The organism is Pseudomonas arabinosi (assembly GCF_047758675.1).
Classification (GTDB): domain Bacteria; phylum Pseudomonadota; class Gammaproteobacteria; order Pseudomonadales; family Pseudomonadaceae; genus Aquipseudomonas; species Aquipseudomonas arabinosi.
This window is the reverse complement of record NZ_CP180480.1, coordinates 1,285,355-1,300,978: the sequence shown is the minus strand read 5'-3', so window position 1 is coordinate 1,300,978 and position 15,624 is coordinate 1,285,355. Positions and strand designations below refer to the sequence as shown.

The window sequence follows — 15,624 nt, the reverse complement described above, 5'->3', positions numbered from 1 at the left end:
AATCTCATGATCTGAGCTAGGCGCAGCACAGCCCATGCCAAGCGCCGCGCTCCCTGTTGGCGGGGACCTGAGGCGAGTGCATCGCCCTTTCCTACCCCCAGAATCCGCACTATCTGACACTTTTTGTCACCTGAACGCCGCTGGTTTGGTTCCACCGCTTGACTAGGCTATAAGTCATGAACTGTCTGCGTCCGGTATCCCAATGAATGACATCGCCCTTAGCGGTCTGGCCAAGCAATTGGTCCTGGCCGAGCTGCTCACTGACAAAAGCGCGCAACAGGCGTTTCAGCAAGCCCAACGCAACAAAATCTCCCTGGTCAGTTATCTGGTGCAGAACAAACTGGTGAAGAGTCGCCAGGTCGCCGAGATCGCTTCGGAACACTTCGGCATGGCCTTGCTCGACCTCAACTGTCTGGACAAGGAAACCCAACCCAAGGGTCTGGTCAGCGAGAAGTTGATTCGCCAGCACCACGCCCTGCCCCTCTGGCGGCGCGGCAACAAGTTGTTCGTGGGCGTTTCCGACCCGACCAATCATCAGGCCATCAATGACATCCAGTTCAGTACCGGGCTGACTACCGAAGCCATCCTGGTGGAGGACGACAAGCTCAGCGACGCCATCGAAAAATTTTTCGATACCCAAGGCACTGGCCTCGAAGACATGGCCGACGTCGACCTCGATGGCGTGGACATCGAGTCGATCGATGACAAGCAAGACGCCATCGCCGGCCAGGATGCCGAGGACGCGCCCGTGGTGCGCTTCGTTCACAAGATGTTGCTGGACGCGATCAAAAGCGGCTCTTCCGACCTGCATTTCGAGCCCTACGAAAAGACCTACCGAGTGCGGATGCGCACCGACGGTATTTTGCGTGAAGTCGCCAAGCCACCGATTCACCTGGCCAATCGCATTGCCGCGCGACTGAAAGTCATGGCCAGTCTCGACATCTCCGAACGGCGCCGCCCCCAGGACGGGCGGATCAAAATGCGCCTGTCCAAGAGCAAATCCATCGACTTTCGGGTCAATACCCTGCCGACCCTGTGGGGCGAGAAAGTGGTGATCCGGATCCTCGACCCGTCCAGCGCTCAAATGGGCATCGACGCCCTCGGCTATGAGCCCGACCAGAAAGACCTGTACATGGCCGCCCTCAAGCAGCCACAGGGGATGATTCTGGTGACCGGGCCCACCGGCTCGGGCAAGACCGTATCGCTCTACACCGGGCTGAACATTCTCAACACCGTGGACATCAACATCTCCACCGCCGAAGACCCGGTAGAGATCAACATGGAAGGCATCAACCAGGTCAACGTCAATCCCAAACAGGGAATGGACTTCGCCCAGGCGCTGCGCTCGTTTCTGCGTCAAGACCCGGACGTGATCATGGTCGGCGAGATCCGCGACCTCGAAACCGCCGAAATCGCCATCAAAGCCGCCCAGACCGGACACCTGGTGCTGTCGACCCTGCACACCAACAGCGCCGCCGAAACCCTGACTCGCCTGCATAACATGGGCATTCCGGGTTTCAACATTGCCACTTCGATCAGCCTGATCATTGCCCAGCGCCTGGCACGCAAGCTGTGCAGCCATTGCAAGAAACCCATCGAGATCCCCCGGGAAGCGCTGCTCAAGGAAGGCTTCCCCGAGGAACGCATCGGCTCGTTCACGATCTTTGAACCGGTCGGTTGCGATTACTGCAACGGCGGTTACAAAGGGCGAGTCGGGATTTATGAAGTGGTGAAGAACACACAGGACCTGCAACGGCTGATCATGGCCGAAGGCAATTCACTGGAAATCGACAGTCAGATGCGTAAAGACGGCTTCAACGACCTGCGCACGTCAGGCCTGCTCAAGGCCATGCAAGGCATCACCAGCCTTGAAGAAATCAACCGGGTCACCAAGGACTGAATATGGCGGTCAAAGCAGCAAAAATCAGCGTCTATGCCTGGGAAGGCACAGACCGCAAAGGCACCAGAATGACGGGCGAATTGAGCGGTCAGAACCCGGCGTTGATCAAGGCCCAATTGCGCAAGCAGGGCATCACCCCCGGCAAGGTACGCAAGAAGTCCACCTCGATTTTCAACCTGGGCAAGCGCATCAAGGCCCAGGACATTGCCCTGTTCACCCGGCAAATGGCGACCATGATGAAAGCCGGTGTGCCGCTGTTGCAGTCCTTCGACATCATCGGTGAGGGCTTCGATAACCCGGCCATGCGCACACTGGTCGACGAGGTGAAGCAGGAAGTCGCGGCGGGTAACAGTTTCGCCGCGTCGTTGCGCAAAAAGCCTAAATACTTCGATGAGCTCTACTGCAACCTGGTCGATGCCGGTGAGCAGGCTGGTGCCCTCGATACCCTGCTGGAGAGAGTGGCGACCTATAAGGAAAAGAGCGAAAGCCTCAAGGCCAAGATCAAGAAAGCCATGACCTACCCACTGGCAGTGGTGTTCGTCGCGATCATTGTGACCGGGATTCTGCTGGTCAAAGTGGTGCCGCAGTTCGAATCGGTATTCAAAGGGTTTGGCGCCGAATTGCCAGCCTTCACGGTGATGGTCATCGGCCTCTCGGAGTTCATGCAGGACTGGTGGTGGGCGATGCTCGGCGTGCTGATCGCGGCCATCTTCGGTGTGCGCCACGCGTTTAAAACGTCGCAAGCCTTTCGGGACCGAATGGACACCTGGCTGCTGAAACTGCCGCTGATTGGCACGCTGATGTACAAGTCGGCCGTGGCCCGTTACGCCCGCACGCTGTCGACGACCTTTGCGGCAGGAGTGCCGCTGGTGGAAGCCCTGGATTCGGTGGCCGGCGCTACCGGCAACATCGTGTTCAAGCGCGCGGTGCTGCGCATCAAGCAGGACGTATCGACCGGTATGCAGCTGAATTTTTCCATGCGCGCCTCCGGTATCTTTCCGAACATGGCGATCCAGATGACCGCGATTGGCGAAGAGTCCGGCGCGCTGGACGATATGCTCGACAAGGTCGCGAGCTTCTATGAGGACGAAGTGGACAACATGGTCGATAACCTCACCAGTCTGATGGAGCCGTTCATCATGGTGGTGCTGGGTGTTATCGTCGGAGGCCTGGTGGTTGCGATGTACCTGCCCATCTTCCAACTCGGCACAGCGATCTGACATGCCCTTGAACGACATTCTGACCCTCCACCCGTTGACCTTCGTGATCGCCGCCCTGTTGGTCGGCCTGCTGATCGGCAGCTTTCTCAACGTGGTGGTCTGGCGCCTGCCAAAAATGCTTGATCGCGAATGGCGTGAGGAGGCTCGTGAAGTGTTGGGCTTGCCAGGCGAAACACCGCTGCCAACCTTCAACCTGATGCTGCCCCATTCCCAGTGCCCACAGTGCGGCCATCGAATCCGCGCCTGGGAAAATATTCCGGTGCTCAGTTATCTGCTCTTGCGGGGTCGATGCTCGAACTGCACGGCAGCCATCAGCAAACGCTACCCGCTGACCGAACTGGCCTGCGGTCTGCTCTCGGCGTTCATCGCCTGGCATTTCGGTTTCGGCTGGCAGGCCTGCATGGCGCTGGTTCTGAGCTGGGGGTTGCTGACCATGAGCCTGATCGATGCCGAGCACCAACTGCTGCCGGATGTGCTGGTGCTGCCGCTGATATGGCTGGGGCTGATCGTCAACAGCTTCGGACTTTTCGTGTCCTTGCATGAAGCGTTGTGGGGCGCGGTGGCCGGCTATATGGCGCTGTGGTCGGTGTTCTGGCTGTTCAAGCTGATCACCGGCAAGGACGGCATGGGCCACGGTGATTTCAAGTTGTTAGCGATGTTCGGCGCCTGGGGTGGCTGGCAGATCTTGCCACTGACCATCCTGTTATCGTCGATGGTGGGCGCCGTTGTCGGCGTGATTTTGCTGCGATTGCGCAACGCGAAAACCTCCACGCCGATCCCCTTCGGACCCTTTCTGGCAATTGCCGGCTGGATTGCCTTGCTCTGGGGTGGTCAAATAACCGACTTCTATTGGCAGTTTGTCGGTTTGAAATGAATACCCCTGTGGAAAAACCCTGGATTCTCGGCCTGACCGGCGGCATCGGCAGCGGCAAAAGCGCGGCTGCCCAGCACTTCATCGACCTGGGCGTGCACGTAGTGGACGCCGATCACGCGGCGCGCTGGGTGGTAGAACCGGGTCGCCCGGCGCTGGCCAAAATCGCCGAACACTTCGGCCCCGGCGTATTGCAAGCCGACGGGCAGCTGGATCGCGCGGCGTTGCGCAAACTGATCTTCGAAGTGCCTGAGGAACGCCGCTGGCTCGAAGCGTTGCTGCATCCGTTGATCGCCAAGGAAATCGCCGATCATCTGGCCAAGGCACAATCGCCTTACGCGATTCTGGTTTCGCCGCTGCTGATCGAGTCCAGGCAGTACGCCATGACCCAACGGGTACTGGTGATCGATGCCCCGGAACAACTACAGATCGAGCGCACCCTGCAGCGTGACCAGACCAGCGAGCAACAGGTCCAGGCGATCCTCAAGGCCCAGTCCAGCCGACAGGACCGCGTGAGCCATGCCGACGATGTGGTGGTCAACGACCGCGACCTCGCCTGGCTGCACAGCGAGGTCGAACGCCTGCATCACTTTTACCTTACTTTGCGTGGAGGCCAGTCATGAGCCAAACCCCAACCGTCGATTGCCCAACCTGCGGCGCCCCTGTTGAATGGAGCCCGGAAAACAAATTCCGGCCATTCTGTTCGGACCGTTGCAAGCTGATTGACCTGGGCGCCTGGGCGTCGGAAGAACACAAGATTCCGGTCAGCCCGGATGCCGAAGACGACCTGTTCAGCGAAGACTTCGAGCCGCGCCACTGATCTTCAAGGCCGCATAAAACCGTAGTCCTGGCTGTCATCGAGGTTTTCCGCAAGAAAACGCAACTCATCGGCCAGGTCTTCGGCGCTGCGCACTGCCTTGCTCTGTTGCACCACTGCACTGAGCAAGGCGCGCAGGCTCAATCCCGGATCAAACCCCACTTCCTGCGCCCCATCCAGACTCTGACGCAACTCCTGCCTTGCCCATTCGTAGACACTCATTTCGATGCTCCTGAAGGTTTTCCAGAGCATGGATTCGTGAGCGGTTTTTGCCTTTGATGTGGATCAAGATTTGGGATCGTCGTCCTTCCAGGGTGCCGAAAGGTAGCGCGTGCGATTGAACGTCTCCAGCCACTCGGGGCAGAAAACCACCAGCGCGCTGACCACCATGCCGTTGATGAACGCTTCCGGGAAAATCAGCAGCCACAGATATCCGACAAAATCTTCCAGCCAATACGGCATGGCGAAACGTTCGTCGAACCACAGCAGCCACAGCGCCAATAGCAGGCACAGCAACGCCGACAGCGCCGCTGCAAAAAACCCGGACACGAAGATATACACAAAGGGATTACGCGGTTGCGCTCGCTCCACCAGGATCGCGCAGCACTCGGTGATCAGCACCGGCAGCAGAATCAGCAGCGCGCCGTTGACCCCCATCGCCGCCAGATCCTGCCGCCCGAGCAGCACGAGTCCTGCTTGCGCGACCAACCCGCCGACAATCGCCAGCGGCCAGTCGAGCAACAGGGTCACGGCGGTCATGCCAATGAAGTGGTAGGACACGCCGGTGTCGAAGTCTTGTCGCACCAGCCAGAGCATGAACAGCGCGAACACCGTGCCGAACAACAGATGTTGGCGGCGACTGTCGCTGAACAGTTCGACCCACGGCGCTCGCGCAACGGCCCAGATCAGCACGGGTACATAGATCAACCACCCTGCCGTGAGGGTTTCAGGTGACAGCAACTCGGCGCCGATCATGGCTGCGCACACTCCCTTGTCTTGCCGAAAGAGAACAGGCCCTCAGTCTACACCGCCCTTCGCACGCCCTTCGACGTCAGGCCCAATGCCGTGGATCGTTCATCACCGCCTCGTGTTCAGCGAATAGCTTGGGCAATTCGGCCTTGAGAAAGTCCACCCAGGTCCTGACCTTGGCATCGAGAAATCGCCGCGACGGGTACAACGCATACACGTTGCGCTCACGGGGGCGCCAGGCCGGCAGCAAGCGCAACAAGGTGCCATCGCTCAAGGAGCGCGTCGCGGTGTAGAACGGAATCAGGCTAATCCCCATGCCGGCCTCCGACGCCTTGACCATCGACTCGGCGACGTTGCATTGAAAGGTCCTGGCCGGGCTGACGGCATGCTCTCCCACTTCGTCCCGGAACACCCATTCATCGCTGTACAACGGGTCGAGCATGCGCAGGCACCGATGATCGTTCAGCGCCAGCGGTGTGTGCGGCACGCCATGCCGTTGCAGGTATTCCGGGGAGGCGCAGGGCACGCTATAAATCTGCCCGATCGCATGGGCAACCATTTGCGAGTCGGCCAGTTCATGGGCAATCGAAATCACCACATCGTGCCCTTCCTCCAGTGGATCGGGATTGCGCTGCGACAGGGTCAGCTCAAACACCACATCGGGGTAAAGCTCGCTGTAACGGGCGATCAATGGCGTGATCAGCACGCCCAGGCCATTCATGCTGTGAACCCGCAGCCGTCCACTCGGTTTCAGATGGGCGCCGCGGGCCTCTGCCGTTGCCACCTCCATTTCTTCGAGTATTTGCCGACTGCGCACCAAAAAGCGTTCACCGGCCTCAGTCAGGCTCAACCGCCGCGTGGTGCGTTGCAGCAAGCGAGCTTGCACATGCTGCTCCAGATCAGCCACCAGTCGCGACACTTGCGCGGTCGACAGGTCCAGCGCATCGGCGGCGGCGGTAAAGCTTGCGCACTCCACCACGCGGACGAACACCCGCAAGTTATTGAGCAGATCCATAAGCCCTCCACGGGCGGTGACTGTTACGTTTCATGTAAGGCTGCATCAGGCGCGGGCCCCTTTATCGGTCGCGGGCAAAGACTAGAATTCAGGTATCGGAATCAACACGGAGCACAGAAAAATGAAAACCCTGATCAGCCTGTTTCTGACCGTTGTCGCCACCTCGGCCATGGCCGCCGGCAACGAACCCACCGCTACCTCGTACAACCCTGCACAGCCTCTGGACATCGCCGAAGTGGTTTCAGTGTCGAACACCGCGACCGCCTGCGGGGTTGTGCCGGCGACCATGGAGTACGTCGATCATCAAGGCCAGACCCATCGCGTGACGTACGAAGTCATGGGTGATTGCACCAGCAACCTGTAATCACTGGCACGCAGCACGACTCACACGATCATTCGTTTCGCCTGCAAGGCCAGATCATGCAAACCGGCCAAGCGCGCCATGATGCGTTCGACCACCTCGACCCTGGCAACCGCACCGCTTTGCAGTTCGCCCATCGAGTGCAGGGCCACTCCGGCCTTTTCCAGACCCAGACGTGTGGAGCCGGACAACTGCTGAAGACCTTGGCGTGCCTGTTCAGCGGACTGTTCCAGCCCCGTAGCGATTTGCCGGATCTGCGCGCTGGAGTCCGCGGCCTGACGCGAGAGATTGCGCACCTCATCGGCCACCACCGCAAACCCTCGGCCATGGCTGCCCGCCCTCGCCGCCTCAATGGCTGCGTTCAACGCCAACAGGTTGGTCTGACGGGAAATGTCCTGGATGCTGCCGACAATCGCGCCGATGCGCATCGACTGACTGCCGAGCTCGTCGAACACTTGATCCAGACGCTGCATGTAGAGGTTCAGGTCTTCCAGCACACTGGCCGAAGACTGCATGCTCAGCGCACTCGCCTTCACCCGCTCACCTGCCGTGCGCGCCAGTTGATTGGCAAAGCGCATGTCTTCCTCGGTTTGCAGCACGGACTCGGTCAATTGCTCCAGCTTGACCTGCAAGCCGATTTTGTAAGTGGGTTGTTCTTTTTCAGTGGTCATAGCAGCGTCCATGTGTAACTGAGGATCAAGCGGTTTTCGTCGATATCACTGCGGTAGTTGGAGCGGGCCATCGCGTTGCGCACTCGGATCCCGAGGCCTTTGAGGCTGCCGCTCTGCAGCACATAGCCGATGTCCAGATCGCGTTCGCGGTCCTTGCCCTCGAACCCTTTGCCGGTATCGACATTGTTGCCGGTGATGTAGCGCACGGTGCTGGTCAGCCCCGGCACGCCGAGGGCCGCAAAATCGTAGTCGTAACGCGCCTGCCAGGAGCGCTCATCGGTGTAGGCGAACTCGTAGGTCGGCACCTCGTTACCCAGTGGGCTGATGTTGGCAAACACTCGCGGGAATGCACTGTCGCCGAACATGCCCTGATAGCCGACATAGAACGTGTGGCCGCCACGCTTGGCTGACAGCAAGGAGAAGAACGCCTGGTTATCGATGTTGCCCAGCAGCTTTTTGCCGTCTTCGCGCGAATCGTAATAACCAAGGTTGGCGCCCAGGATCCAGTTACCGAGTGGCTCGCTATGCTTGAGGCCGAGAAAACGCTGGTTGTAGATATCTTCCAGTTGCCCGAACCAAGCGCTGACCGAGCTGCGTTTATCGTTGAAAGCGTAATCGGCGCCGGCAAAGTTGAAGCCATCACTGCTGACCTGACGCTGCGGTACGTGACCGAGCATGGCTTGCATCTTTTCGTCGCCAGCCTCGTTGCGCAGGCTGGTCGAACTCAAGTGGCCACCCTGCACAGTCAGGCCATTGATCTCGTTTGAGCTGATGCTCGCACCCTGATAGCTGGGCGGCAGCAAACGGATATCACTGAAGGCCAGTACCGGCAGGTTGGGTTGCAACTCACCCACCTTCAGTTCGGTTTTGGAGACACGCACCTTCAACGCGCCTTCCAGACGGCTGTAATCATTCGCCGCGCGCCCGTCACCCTGCACCGGCAACAAACCGGTATTGACCCGATCCGGGCTGCTGTCGAGCTTGAGGCCGAGCAGGCCAATGACATCCACTCCAAAACCGACGGGGCCTTGGGTATAACCGGATTTGACGTTAAGGATGAAGCCCTGCGCCCACTCTTCGGCCTTCGATTGTTGGTTGGCCCCGACGATGTCGGAGAAGTCCCGACTGAAATAGTAATTGCGTGCTTGCAAGGTCGCAGTGGTGTCTTCGATGAAGCCACTCTCGGCCGCTATCGCACCGGCGGAGAAACTCGAGACGACAGCCATGGACAACACTGAACCGGTTGTTGGAAGAATCTGCTTCATCGTTTTTTCTCTTATTTTTATTGATCGACAGGTTGAAGTGCTTCAGCCGCCGCGGACTCGCGGTGGGGAACGGGACGACGGGCGTTTAACAACAAGTGCGTGACCATGCCGAAAATCAGCCCCCAAAAGGCGGCGGACAAACCCAACAACGACATGCCCGACGCGGTGGTCAAAAAAGTCACCAACGCGGCTTCGCGATCATTCGGCACGGCCATTGCGCCGGCCAACGCCCCGGCAATCGCAGCAAACAGCGCCAGCCCGGCCAAGGCCGCGATCAGTTCTTTGGGGAACGCCGAAAACAGTGAAACCAGGGTGGCGCCGAAGATCCCCAGCACCAGGTAACACAGCCCGCCCACAACCCCGGCCACATAGCGTTTGCCGGGACTTTCATGGGCCTCGCGCCCGGTACAAATCGCCGCGGTGATGGCGGCCAGATTCAGCCCATGGCAACCAAACGGCGCCAACAGCGCCGTGCCCACCGCACTGCTGGCGATGATCGGGCCGGCCGGTGTTGCGTAACCGCTGGCGCGCAGCACCGCCATGCCGGGAACGAACTGGCCGGTCAGCGCCACCATCACCAGCGGCAAGGCGATATTCAGGGTCGCGCTCAGGCTGAACGCGGGGGTGATCCACACCGGCGTGGCCAACCCGATCACCAACGCCTCGCGGTGCAAATCACCGGCGAGAAAAGCCATCGAGCAGCCCACCACCAGCACCATCAACACCGCATACCGCGGCATCAACCGTTTGCAGATCAGGTACGTGACAAACATCGCCAGCACCAGCAGCGGCTTGCCCTGCAACGAGACGAACAACCCGGTGCCGAAGCTGAACAAAATTCCCGCCAGCATCGCTGCCGCAATCGCCGCCGGCAGTTTGCCGATGATCCGGTCAAACGCCCCCGACACCCCGACCAGAAAGATAATCAGGCTGCTGACCAGATACGCGCCGACCGCTTCCGGCATGGAGATCCCCGGCAACAGCGCCACCAGCAACGCCGAACCCGGCGCCGACCACGCGATGATCACCGGGACGCGGTAACGCAGGCTCAAACCGATACCGAGCACCGCGCTGCCGACGGAAATCGCCCAGACCCAGGAAGACAGCACCTCCCGCGAGAGGTGCGCGGTCTCGGCAGCCTGAAAGATGATCACCAACGGGCCTGCGTAGGAAATCACCGTGGCGACAAATCCGGCGACTGCCGCAGACAGGGAAAAGTCCTGGAATAAGGTTTTCATGAAACCTCGCCGACAGCCCCGTCAGGCGATTCGTTGCGCAGGCCCGACAGCGCTTGTTTAGCACTGTGCCGACTGCTGATGGCGAACACGGTCATGGCGATGGCGGCCACCGCACCGGGCAAGGCAAAGGCCATGAAGTTCAGTTGCAGCGGCAGGCTGATCCCGAGCAAGGCACCGCCCAGCAGCGGTCCGACGATGGCACCGTTGCGCCCGATACCTGACGCCCAACCCAAACCGGTGGAGCGAATGGTCATGGAGTAGAACTGCGCGGCGCAGGCGTACAACAGGATCTGAGAGCCGATGGTGGTGGCGCCGGCAATGGCGATCAACAGGTACAACAGCGGCATCGGGCTGTTGAAACCCAGCAAGGTGATCGACACGGCAGCCACGGCGAAGAACACCGCCAACACCCGAGGCAAGTTGAGTTTGTCCCCCAGCACACCGCCGCCCACCGCGCCGAAAATGGCGCCGAAGTTGAGCACCAGCAGGAACGACAGACTCGAGCCCAAGCTGTAACCAGCGTTGGCCATCAGTTTTGGCAGCCACGAACTCAAGGCGTAGACCATCAGCAAGCAGCAGAAAAATGCCAGCCACAACATCAGCGTGCGCAGCGCACGACCTTCGCGAAACAGTTGCAACACCGGAGTGCCAGTGCCCTTCACTTCGCTCATGTGCAACTGATCGCCAGTTTGCGCGACGTAAGCCGGCTCAATCCGCTGCAGGATGTTGCGCGCCTCTTCATTGCGCCCCTGACGCAGCATGAAACCCACCGACTCGGGCAGGAAGTACATGATCAACGGCAACAACAGCAACGGCAGCACCGCCACGTAAAACACCGATTGCCAGCCAAAACTCGGGATCAGCACGATACCGAGCCCCGCCGAAAGCATGCCGCCCACCGAGTAGCCGCTGAACATGATCGCCACTAGCGTGCTGCGGATTTTCTTCGGCGCGTACTCGTTCATCAGCGCCACGACGTTAGGCATCACCCCGCCAATGCCAAGCCCGGCAATGAACCGGCAGAGGCCAAACTCGGTGGGGTTGCGGGCAAAACCATTGAGCACGGTAAAACCGCTGAACAGCATCACGCAGATCGTGATGGCTTTTTTGCGGCCGATCTTGTCTGACAGCGGGCCGAAGAACAGCGCGCCGAACATCATCCCGAACAGTGCATAACTTCCCAGTGCGCCCGCTTGCAGAGGACTGAGCCCCCACTCTTTCATCAGCATCGGCAGCACCACGCCGTAGATCACCAAATCGTAACCGTCGAAAATGATGATCAGGGCACACCAGAACAGCACCATCCAGTGAAAGCGGTTGAATCGTGCGTTGTCGATAACCTCATGTACGTCGATCTTGCGCATGGCATTTATCTCTTGTTGTTATTTTAAGATCGTCGGCAACACGGCTAACGTCCGTACAGCCGAGGGTAAAGGCGACAGGCACGGGGCAATATCCGCTTTACGCAGATCGCTATCCGTTTTGTGCAATGCCCTGAACCGGGCGTGGGATGAGGAGTGTTGCGGGGGATGGCAGGCCGCAAATCCGGCAGGTCGCAACCTCTGCGATGAACTGCCTTCATTGCGATCACATTTGAACGCTAAGCACGGGCCTATGGATGACCCAGATGTTGTCAGTGTCTGCGGTTACGCAAGCTTTGCGCCGATCAAGGCAGGGCCTTCTCCAGCGCCTCACGCAATTGCGCAGCCGTGGCGTATTCGTGCTGATCCACCAACTGACCGTCCTTGAGCTGCAGCCACAGCACTTTATCCACGGACCCGGGGTAGCGCGGCGCCACGCGCCCATCACGGTCAAGCATCACTCGATAGGCATAATCGCGCATGGCCGGTACTGCGAACATTTTCGCGATCATTCGAGGCATGCGCTGGATGTCCGCCACAAACACCGCGTGCCGAGCCTCCAGGTAGCCCTTGGGCTGACCCTGCAGAGCGGCGCCGACCAGTTTGGCGGCGTCCATGCTGCGCGCCACCAGCAGCGTCTGAGTCTGATTATCGAGCGTGAAGGCCTGATCGAACTGATCAAGCAAGGTCCACGGCGCCAGCCGCTCACCCACCTCCAGCGCCTGCGCCCAAAGAGGCAGAAGACTGAGCAACAACACCGGCCAATATTTCACGTTCGACTCCTCGTTTGAGCGCATATGCGTAATGGCCATCAGTCTACACCGCCCTTTCCAAGTGCCCAGTTCCCCTCTTTACCGTTTCACGCTTTCTGCTTGTCGCAAATGAACGCTAAGCTTGGGCCTATGGATGACTCAGATTATTTACGCCTGCTGACCATCGCGGCCGAGCAAGCCAACGCGTTCCTGTCCAATGCCCGCAAATGGGAGCGTGAGCGTTGGGTTTGTCAGCGCCTGCTGCAAGGCCTGAACATTCCCTATCGCGCCGATGAATTCGCCCCCGCCGGAGAGCCGCCGGACGTGCTGTTTCGTGACGCCAGTTTCGAAGTGTTTTTCGTGCTCGATGAAGGCCGACGCCTCAACGACGAATGGCGCGACGAGCTGCAACGCCGGCGCAGCGCGTTTTCCCTGAGTTCGCTGGTGCGCCGCGAGGCCAAGCCCCGGCGCATTCCGGCCAATGAGTTTCTGCTGAGACTGGCGCCGACCTTGCGCAAAAAAGCGCACAACTACAAAGAACGCGGCATGGACCTGGGCGAACTGGACATCATCGCCTTCGCCAGCCTCAAGCGCGAAGTGCTGGACCTCAACAGCCATTTCCCGCCACCGACCGAATACCTGCGCCAGGGCTGGCGCTCGTTGTCGCTGGTCGGTCCAACCTTCGCCCGTGTGCTGTTCGCACACCCGGACGCACCGGATTTCCTGCGCAGCAACCTGGGCCGCAGCATTGTTTTCGATGTCGGGATCAGCCTGTGAGTCCATTGCAGGAGCTGATTGCCGAAGTGCCGCAAACGGGTCGCGTTCGCTGGATCGGCGTGCGGCCGCAGTCACGTTCTCAGATGATCGAACTCGATGCCGTGGAGGCGCGGCTTGAAGCCGGTTTGACCGGTGATCACACGCGTCCCGGCATACGCAATGCGCGGCAGGTCACGCTGATTCAATGGGAGCATCTGGCGGTGATCAACTCGCTGATGGGCCGCCCGGCGGATCAACCGGTGTTAGCGCAGGATTTGCGACGCAACATCGTCGTCAGCGGCATCAATCTCTTCAGTCTCAAGGGCCGTCGCTTCAGGATCGGACAGGCGATTTTCGAAACTACGGGCTGGTGTCAGCCCTGCGCCCGCCTCGAGAACAACCTCGGCCCCGGGACCTTTCAGGCCGTTCGCGGACATGGCGGAATCACCGCCCGGGTGTTACAAAGTGGAATCATTCGCCTGGACGATACGGTGAGCGTCGAGCCCATTCCTGCCAGCGGCTATGCTCCGTTCAATGTGGGCTAAAGCCTGCTGTAGCTTCTACACATTTAGCAACGTCTACCCCCTGACGAGGCCCAATATGACCAGCCGCCTGAACCCCGACGACCAAAAGCATGTCGAAGAGTACCTGCAACTGTCCCAGCACCAAGTCGAGCGCCGGCCTTTCCGGCCGTGGATGCTCCTGGTGGTGGTGTTGGCAGTGACCATTGGTTTAGGCCTGTTGAGCCGATTTATCAGTTACCTGACGCTATGAGCCGCATCGCGCTCGCTCGGGTAATTGCACCGATTTCTTTTAGCCTTGCGAGATATCCCCATGACTCATCGTATTGTCATCGTTGGCGGCGGCGCCGGCGGTCTGGAGTTGGCTACCCGTCTGGGTAAGACTCTGGGCAAGCGCGGCACGGCCAGTGTGATGCTGGTCGACGCGAACCTGACCCACATCTGGAAACCGCTGTTGCACGAAGTGGCGGCAGGTTCCCTGAACTCTTCCGAAGACGAACTCAACTATGTTGCCCAGGCGAAATGGAACCACTTCGAGTTCCAGCTGGGGCGCATGAGCGGGCTTGATCGCGCACAGAAGAAAATCCAGCTCGCCGCCACCTACGACGAGGCCGGCATTGAACTGGTCCCGGCACGCGAAGTGGGTTACGACTCGCTAGTGATCTCGGTCGGCAGCACCACCAACGATTTCGGGACTCAGGGCGCGGCGCAACACTGTCTGTTCCTCGACACCCGCAAACAGGCCGAGCGTTTCCATCAGCAATTGCTCAACCACTACCTGCGCGCCCATGCCGGGCAGACCGACAAGGTCGAGCAGATCAGCGTCGCCATCGTCGGCGCCGGTGCTACCGGAGTAGAACTGGCCGCAGAACTGCACAACGCTGCGCATGAATTGGCCGCCTATGGTCTTGACCGGATCAAACCGGAAAACATGCACATCACCCTGATCGAAGCCGGACCACGGGTGCTGCCCGCCCTGCCGGAACGTATCGGCGGGCCTGTGCATAAAACCCTGGAGAAACTCGGGGTCAACGTCATGACCAATGCCGCCGTCAGTGAAGTGACGGCCGACAGCCTGATTACCGCCGATGGCAAAGTCATCAACGCCAGCCTGAAAGTCTGGGCCGCCGGGATTCGTGCACCGGGTTTCCTCAAGGACATCGATGGCCTGGAGACCAACCGGATCAATCAGCTGCAAGTACTGCCGACCCTGCAAACCACCCGCGACGAGAACATCTTCGCCTTCGGTGACTGCGCGGCCTGCCCGCAGCCGGGCACCGATCGCAATGTGCCGCCGCGCGCCCAGGCTGCGCATCAGCAGGCTTCGTTGCTGGCCAAATCGCTGAAGTTGCGGATCGAAGGCAAGCCTCTGCCTGCGTATAAATACACCGACTATGGCTCGCTGATCTCGCTGTCGCGTTTTTCGGCTGTGGGTAACTTGATGGGCAACCTCACCGGCAGCGTGATGCTGGAAGGCTGGCTGGCGCGGATGTTTTACGTGTCGCTGTACCGCATGCACCAGATGGCGCTGTATGGCGCGTTTCGCACGGCGATGCTGATGTTGGGTAGCAAGATCGGTCGCGGGACTGAGCCGCGACTCAAACTGCACTGACACACATCCACTGTGGGAGCGAGCTTGCTCGCGATGACGGCTTAACATTCAACAGATGCGCTGAATGTCAGACCGCTATCGCGAGCAAGCTCGCTCCCACATTTGTTATTCATTGATTTGGAGAACTGTGTCTCACTGTATCTCCCCCGCCGTTTCATCCCCTTCGCTTACAAACTCCCCCTTACGCGACACAGTAGCGATACACCACGCCCGCTAAATGGCCACACCCGAGCAAGGCACCCCGCCTGCTACGGTTATCGCCGCACTGACGTGGCGTCCTTTATCGAACGGTTGT

General features: G+C 59.7%; 18 protein-coding genes. 10 read left to right on the top strand and 8 right to left on the bottom strand.

Going from position 1 to position 15,624, the window contains the following annotated elements; genetic code table 11:
* Positions 1 to 202 precede the first annotated feature (202 nt).
* From pilB to yacG, 5 genes are read left to right on the top strand one after another with little or no spacing between them, the layout of a single operon-like run.
* Positions 203 to 1,900 carry a type IV-A pilus assembly ATPase PilB gene (gene pilB, locus ACMXYJ_RS05975; RefSeq protein WP_415759101.1) on the top strand — a complete coding sequence of 566 codons (1,698 nt, stop codon included), beginning with the start codon at positions 203 to 205 and terminating at the stop codon, positions 1,898 to 1,900.
* A 2-nt stretch (positions 1,901 to 1,902) separates the two neighbouring features.
* Positions 1,903 to 3,120 carry a type II secretion system F family protein gene (locus ACMXYJ_RS05970; protein ID WP_415759100.1) on the top strand — a complete coding sequence of 406 codons (1,218 nt, stop codon included), beginning with the start codon at positions 1,903 to 1,905 and terminating at the stop codon, positions 3,118 to 3,120.
* A gap of 1 nt (position 3,121) precedes the next feature.
* Entirely contained in the window at positions 3,122 to 3,994 is an 873-nt protein-coding gene (locus ACMXYJ_RS05965) for a prepilin peptidase (RefSeq protein ID WP_415759099.1), read from the top strand.
* Positions 3,991 to 4,614 carry a dephospho-CoA kinase gene (gene coaE / locus ACMXYJ_RS05960; RefSeq protein WP_415759098.1) on the top strand — a complete coding sequence of 208 codons (624 nt, stop codon included), beginning with the start codon at positions 3,991 to 3,993 and terminating at the stop codon, positions 4,612 to 4,614. Before ACMXYJ_RS05965 ends, coaE begins: the two co-directional genes overlap by 4 nt.
* Positions 4,611 to 4,811, top strand: coding sequence for a DNA gyrase inhibitor YacG (gene yacG / locus ACMXYJ_RS05955; RefSeq protein ID WP_140681081.1), 201 nt, complete (start codon positions 4,611 to 4,613; stop codon positions 4,809 to 4,811). Before coaE ends, yacG begins: the two co-directional genes overlap by 4 nt.
* A 3-nt stretch (positions 4,812 to 4,814) precedes the next feature.
* Here yacG and ACMXYJ_RS05950 read toward each other — a convergent pair whose 3' ends face one another.
* From ACMXYJ_RS05950 to ACMXYJ_RS05940, 3 genes are all read right to left on the bottom strand, one after another.
* Positions 4,815 to 5,030, bottom strand: coding sequence for a hypothetical protein (locus ACMXYJ_RS05950; protein ID WP_033054332.1), 216 nt, complete (start codon positions 5,028 to 5,030; stop codon positions 4,815 to 4,817).
* 63 nt (positions 5,031 to 5,093) lie between these two features.
* Positions 5,094 to 5,783: an energy-coupling factor ABC transporter permease gene (locus tag ACMXYJ_RS05945; protein ID WP_415759097.1), complete on the bottom strand. Its 690-nt coding sequence runs from the start codon at positions 5,781 to 5,783 to the stop codon at positions 5,094 to 5,096.
* A 76-nt stretch (positions 5,784 to 5,859) separates the two neighbouring features.
* Positions 5,860 to 6,792: a LysR family transcriptional regulator gene (locus ACMXYJ_RS05940; protein ID WP_415759096.1), complete on the bottom strand. Its 933-nt coding sequence runs from the start codon at positions 6,790 to 6,792 to the stop codon at positions 5,860 to 5,862.
* 121 nt (positions 6,793 to 6,913) lie between these two features.
* Here ACMXYJ_RS05940 and ACMXYJ_RS05935 point away from each other — a divergent pair, with 121 nt between their 5' ends.
* On the top strand, positions 6,914 to 7,156 hold the full coding sequence (locus tag ACMXYJ_RS05935; RefSeq protein ID WP_415759095.1) for a DUF2790 domain-containing protein: 243 nt from the start codon (positions 6,914 to 6,916) through the stop codon (positions 7,154 to 7,156).
* A 20-nt stretch (positions 7,157 to 7,176) separates the two neighbouring features.
* Here the strand turns inward: ACMXYJ_RS05935 and ACMXYJ_RS05930 are convergent, their stop codons facing one another.
* The 5 genes from ACMXYJ_RS05930 to ACMXYJ_RS05910 form a co-directional block, all read right to left on the bottom strand.
* Complete coding sequence (locus ACMXYJ_RS05930) at positions 7,177 to 7,626, bottom strand: methyl-accepting chemotaxis protein (protein ID WP_415760683.1); 450 nt, start codon at positions 7,624 to 7,626, stop codon at positions 7,177 to 7,179.
* A 194-nt stretch (positions 7,627 to 7,820) separates the two neighbouring features.
* A complete protein-coding gene (locus ACMXYJ_RS05925) occupies positions 7,821 to 9,089 on the bottom strand; it encodes an OprD family porin (RefSeq protein WP_415759094.1) in 1,269 nt (422 codons plus the stop codon).
* 17 nt (positions 9,090 to 9,106) lie between these two features.
* Positions 9,107 to 10,327 (bottom strand): benzoate/H(+) symporter BenE family transporter, encoded by a 1,221-nt coding sequence (locus tag ACMXYJ_RS05920; RefSeq protein ID WP_415759093.1) that lies wholly within the window; start codon positions 10,325 to 10,327, stop codon positions 9,107 to 9,109.
* On the bottom strand, positions 10,324 to 11,691 hold the full coding sequence (locus ACMXYJ_RS05915) for an aromatic acid/H+ symport family MFS transporter (RefSeq protein ID WP_415759092.1): 1,368 nt from the start codon (positions 11,689 to 11,691) through the stop codon (positions 10,324 to 10,326). The genes ACMXYJ_RS05920 and ACMXYJ_RS05915 overlap by 4 nt, the downstream gene beginning before the upstream one ends.
* A 302-nt stretch (positions 11,692 to 11,993) precedes the next feature.
* Positions 11,994 to 12,461 carry an FAD/FMN-containing dehydrogenase gene (locus tag ACMXYJ_RS05910; protein ID WP_415759091.1) on the bottom strand — a complete coding sequence of 156 codons (468 nt, stop codon included), beginning with the start codon at positions 12,459 to 12,461 and terminating at the stop codon, positions 11,994 to 11,996.
* A gap of 129 nt (positions 12,462 to 12,590) precedes the next feature.
* Between ACMXYJ_RS05910 and ACMXYJ_RS05905 the strand changes: the two genes are divergently transcribed.
* Genes ACMXYJ_RS05905 through ACMXYJ_RS05890 form a run of 4 tightly spaced genes read left to right on the top strand, consistent with a single transcriptional unit; the run spans position 12,591 to position 15,329 of the window.
* Positions 12,591 to 13,217 (top strand): DUF1780 domain-containing protein, encoded by a 627-nt coding sequence (locus tag ACMXYJ_RS05905; RefSeq protein WP_008154887.1) that lies wholly within the window; start codon positions 12,591 to 12,593, stop codon positions 13,215 to 13,217.
* Positions 13,214 to 13,741 (top strand): MOSC domain-containing protein, encoded by a 528-nt coding sequence (locus ACMXYJ_RS05900; protein WP_415759090.1) that lies wholly within the window; start codon positions 13,214 to 13,216, stop codon positions 13,739 to 13,741. Before ACMXYJ_RS05905 ends, ACMXYJ_RS05900 begins: the two co-directional genes overlap by 4 nt.
* Positions 13,742 to 13,796: 55 nt before the next feature.
* Positions 13,797 to 13,970, top strand: a complete 174-nt coding sequence (locus ACMXYJ_RS05895) for a DUF3094 domain-containing protein (protein ID WP_074870992.1) — start codon at positions 13,797 to 13,799, stop codon at positions 13,968 to 13,970.
* A gap of 60 nt (positions 13,971 to 14,030) precedes the next feature.
* Positions 14,031 to 15,329 (top strand): NAD(P)/FAD-dependent oxidoreductase, encoded by a 1,299-nt coding sequence (locus tag ACMXYJ_RS05890; RefSeq protein WP_415759089.1) that lies wholly within the window; start codon positions 14,031 to 14,033, stop codon positions 15,327 to 15,329.
* Positions 15,330 to 15,624 lie beyond the last annotated feature (295 nt).

Excerpts from the sequence above, each read along its gene's own strand:
- pilB (WP_415759101.1), top strand. The coding sequence starts at position 203 with ATGAATGACATCGCCCTTAGCGGTCTGGCCAAGCAATTGGTCCTGGCC.
- ACMXYJ_RS05970 (WP_415759100.1), top strand. The coding sequence starts at position 1,903 with ATGGCGGTCAAAGCAGCAAAAATCAGCGTCTATGCCTGGGAAGGCACA.
- ACMXYJ_RS05965 (WP_415759099.1), top strand. The coding sequence starts at position 3,122 with ATGCCCTTGAACGACATTCTGACCCTCCACCCGTTGACCTTCGTGATC.
- coaE (WP_415759098.1), top strand. The coding sequence starts at position 3,991 with ATGAATACCCCTGTGGAAAAACCCTGGATTCTCGGCCTGACCGGCGGC.
- yacG (WP_140681081.1), top strand. The coding sequence starts at position 4,611 with ATGAGCCAAACCCCAACCGTCGATTGCCCAACCTGCGGCGCCCCTGTT.
- ACMXYJ_RS05950 (WP_033054332.1), bottom strand. The coding sequence starts at position 5,030 with ATGAGTGTCTACGAATGGGCAAGGCAGGAGTTGCGTCAGAGTCTGGAT.
- ACMXYJ_RS05945 (WP_415759097.1), bottom strand. The coding sequence starts at position 5,783 with ATGATCGGCGCCGAGTTGCTGTCACCTGAAACCCTCACGGCAGGGTGG.
- ACMXYJ_RS05940 (WP_415759096.1), bottom strand. The coding sequence starts at position 6,792 with ATGGATCTGCTCAATAACTTGCGGGTGTTCGTCCGCGTGGTGGAGTGC.
- ACMXYJ_RS05935 (WP_415759095.1), top strand. The coding sequence starts at position 6,914 with ATGAAAACCCTGATCAGCCTGTTTCTGACCGTTGTCGCCACCTCGGCC.
- ACMXYJ_RS05930 (WP_415760683.1), bottom strand. The coding sequence starts at position 7,626 with ATGCAGCGTCTGGATCAAGTGTTCGACGAGCTCGGCAGTCAGTCGATG.
- ACMXYJ_RS05925 (WP_415759094.1), bottom strand. The coding sequence starts at position 9,089 with ATGAAGCAGATTCTTCCAACAACCGGTTCAGTGTTGTCCATGGCTGTC.
- ACMXYJ_RS05920 (WP_415759093.1), bottom strand. The coding sequence starts at position 10,327 with ATGAAAACCTTATTCCAGGACTTTTCCCTGTCTGCGGCAGTCGCCGGA.
- ACMXYJ_RS05915 (WP_415759092.1), bottom strand. The coding sequence starts at position 11,691 with ATGCGCAAGATCGACGTACATGAGGTTATCGACAACGCACGATTCAAC.
- ACMXYJ_RS05905 (WP_008154887.1), top strand. The coding sequence starts at position 12,591 with ATGGATGACTCAGATTATTTACGCCTGCTGACCATCGCGGCCGAGCAA.
- ACMXYJ_RS05895 (WP_074870992.1), top strand. The coding sequence starts at position 13,797 with ATGACCAGCCGCCTGAACCCCGACGACCAAAAGCATGTCGAAGAGTAC.
- ACMXYJ_RS05890 (WP_415759089.1), top strand. The coding sequence starts at position 14,031 with ATGACTCATCGTATTGTCATCGTTGGCGGCGGCGCCGGCGGTCTGGAG.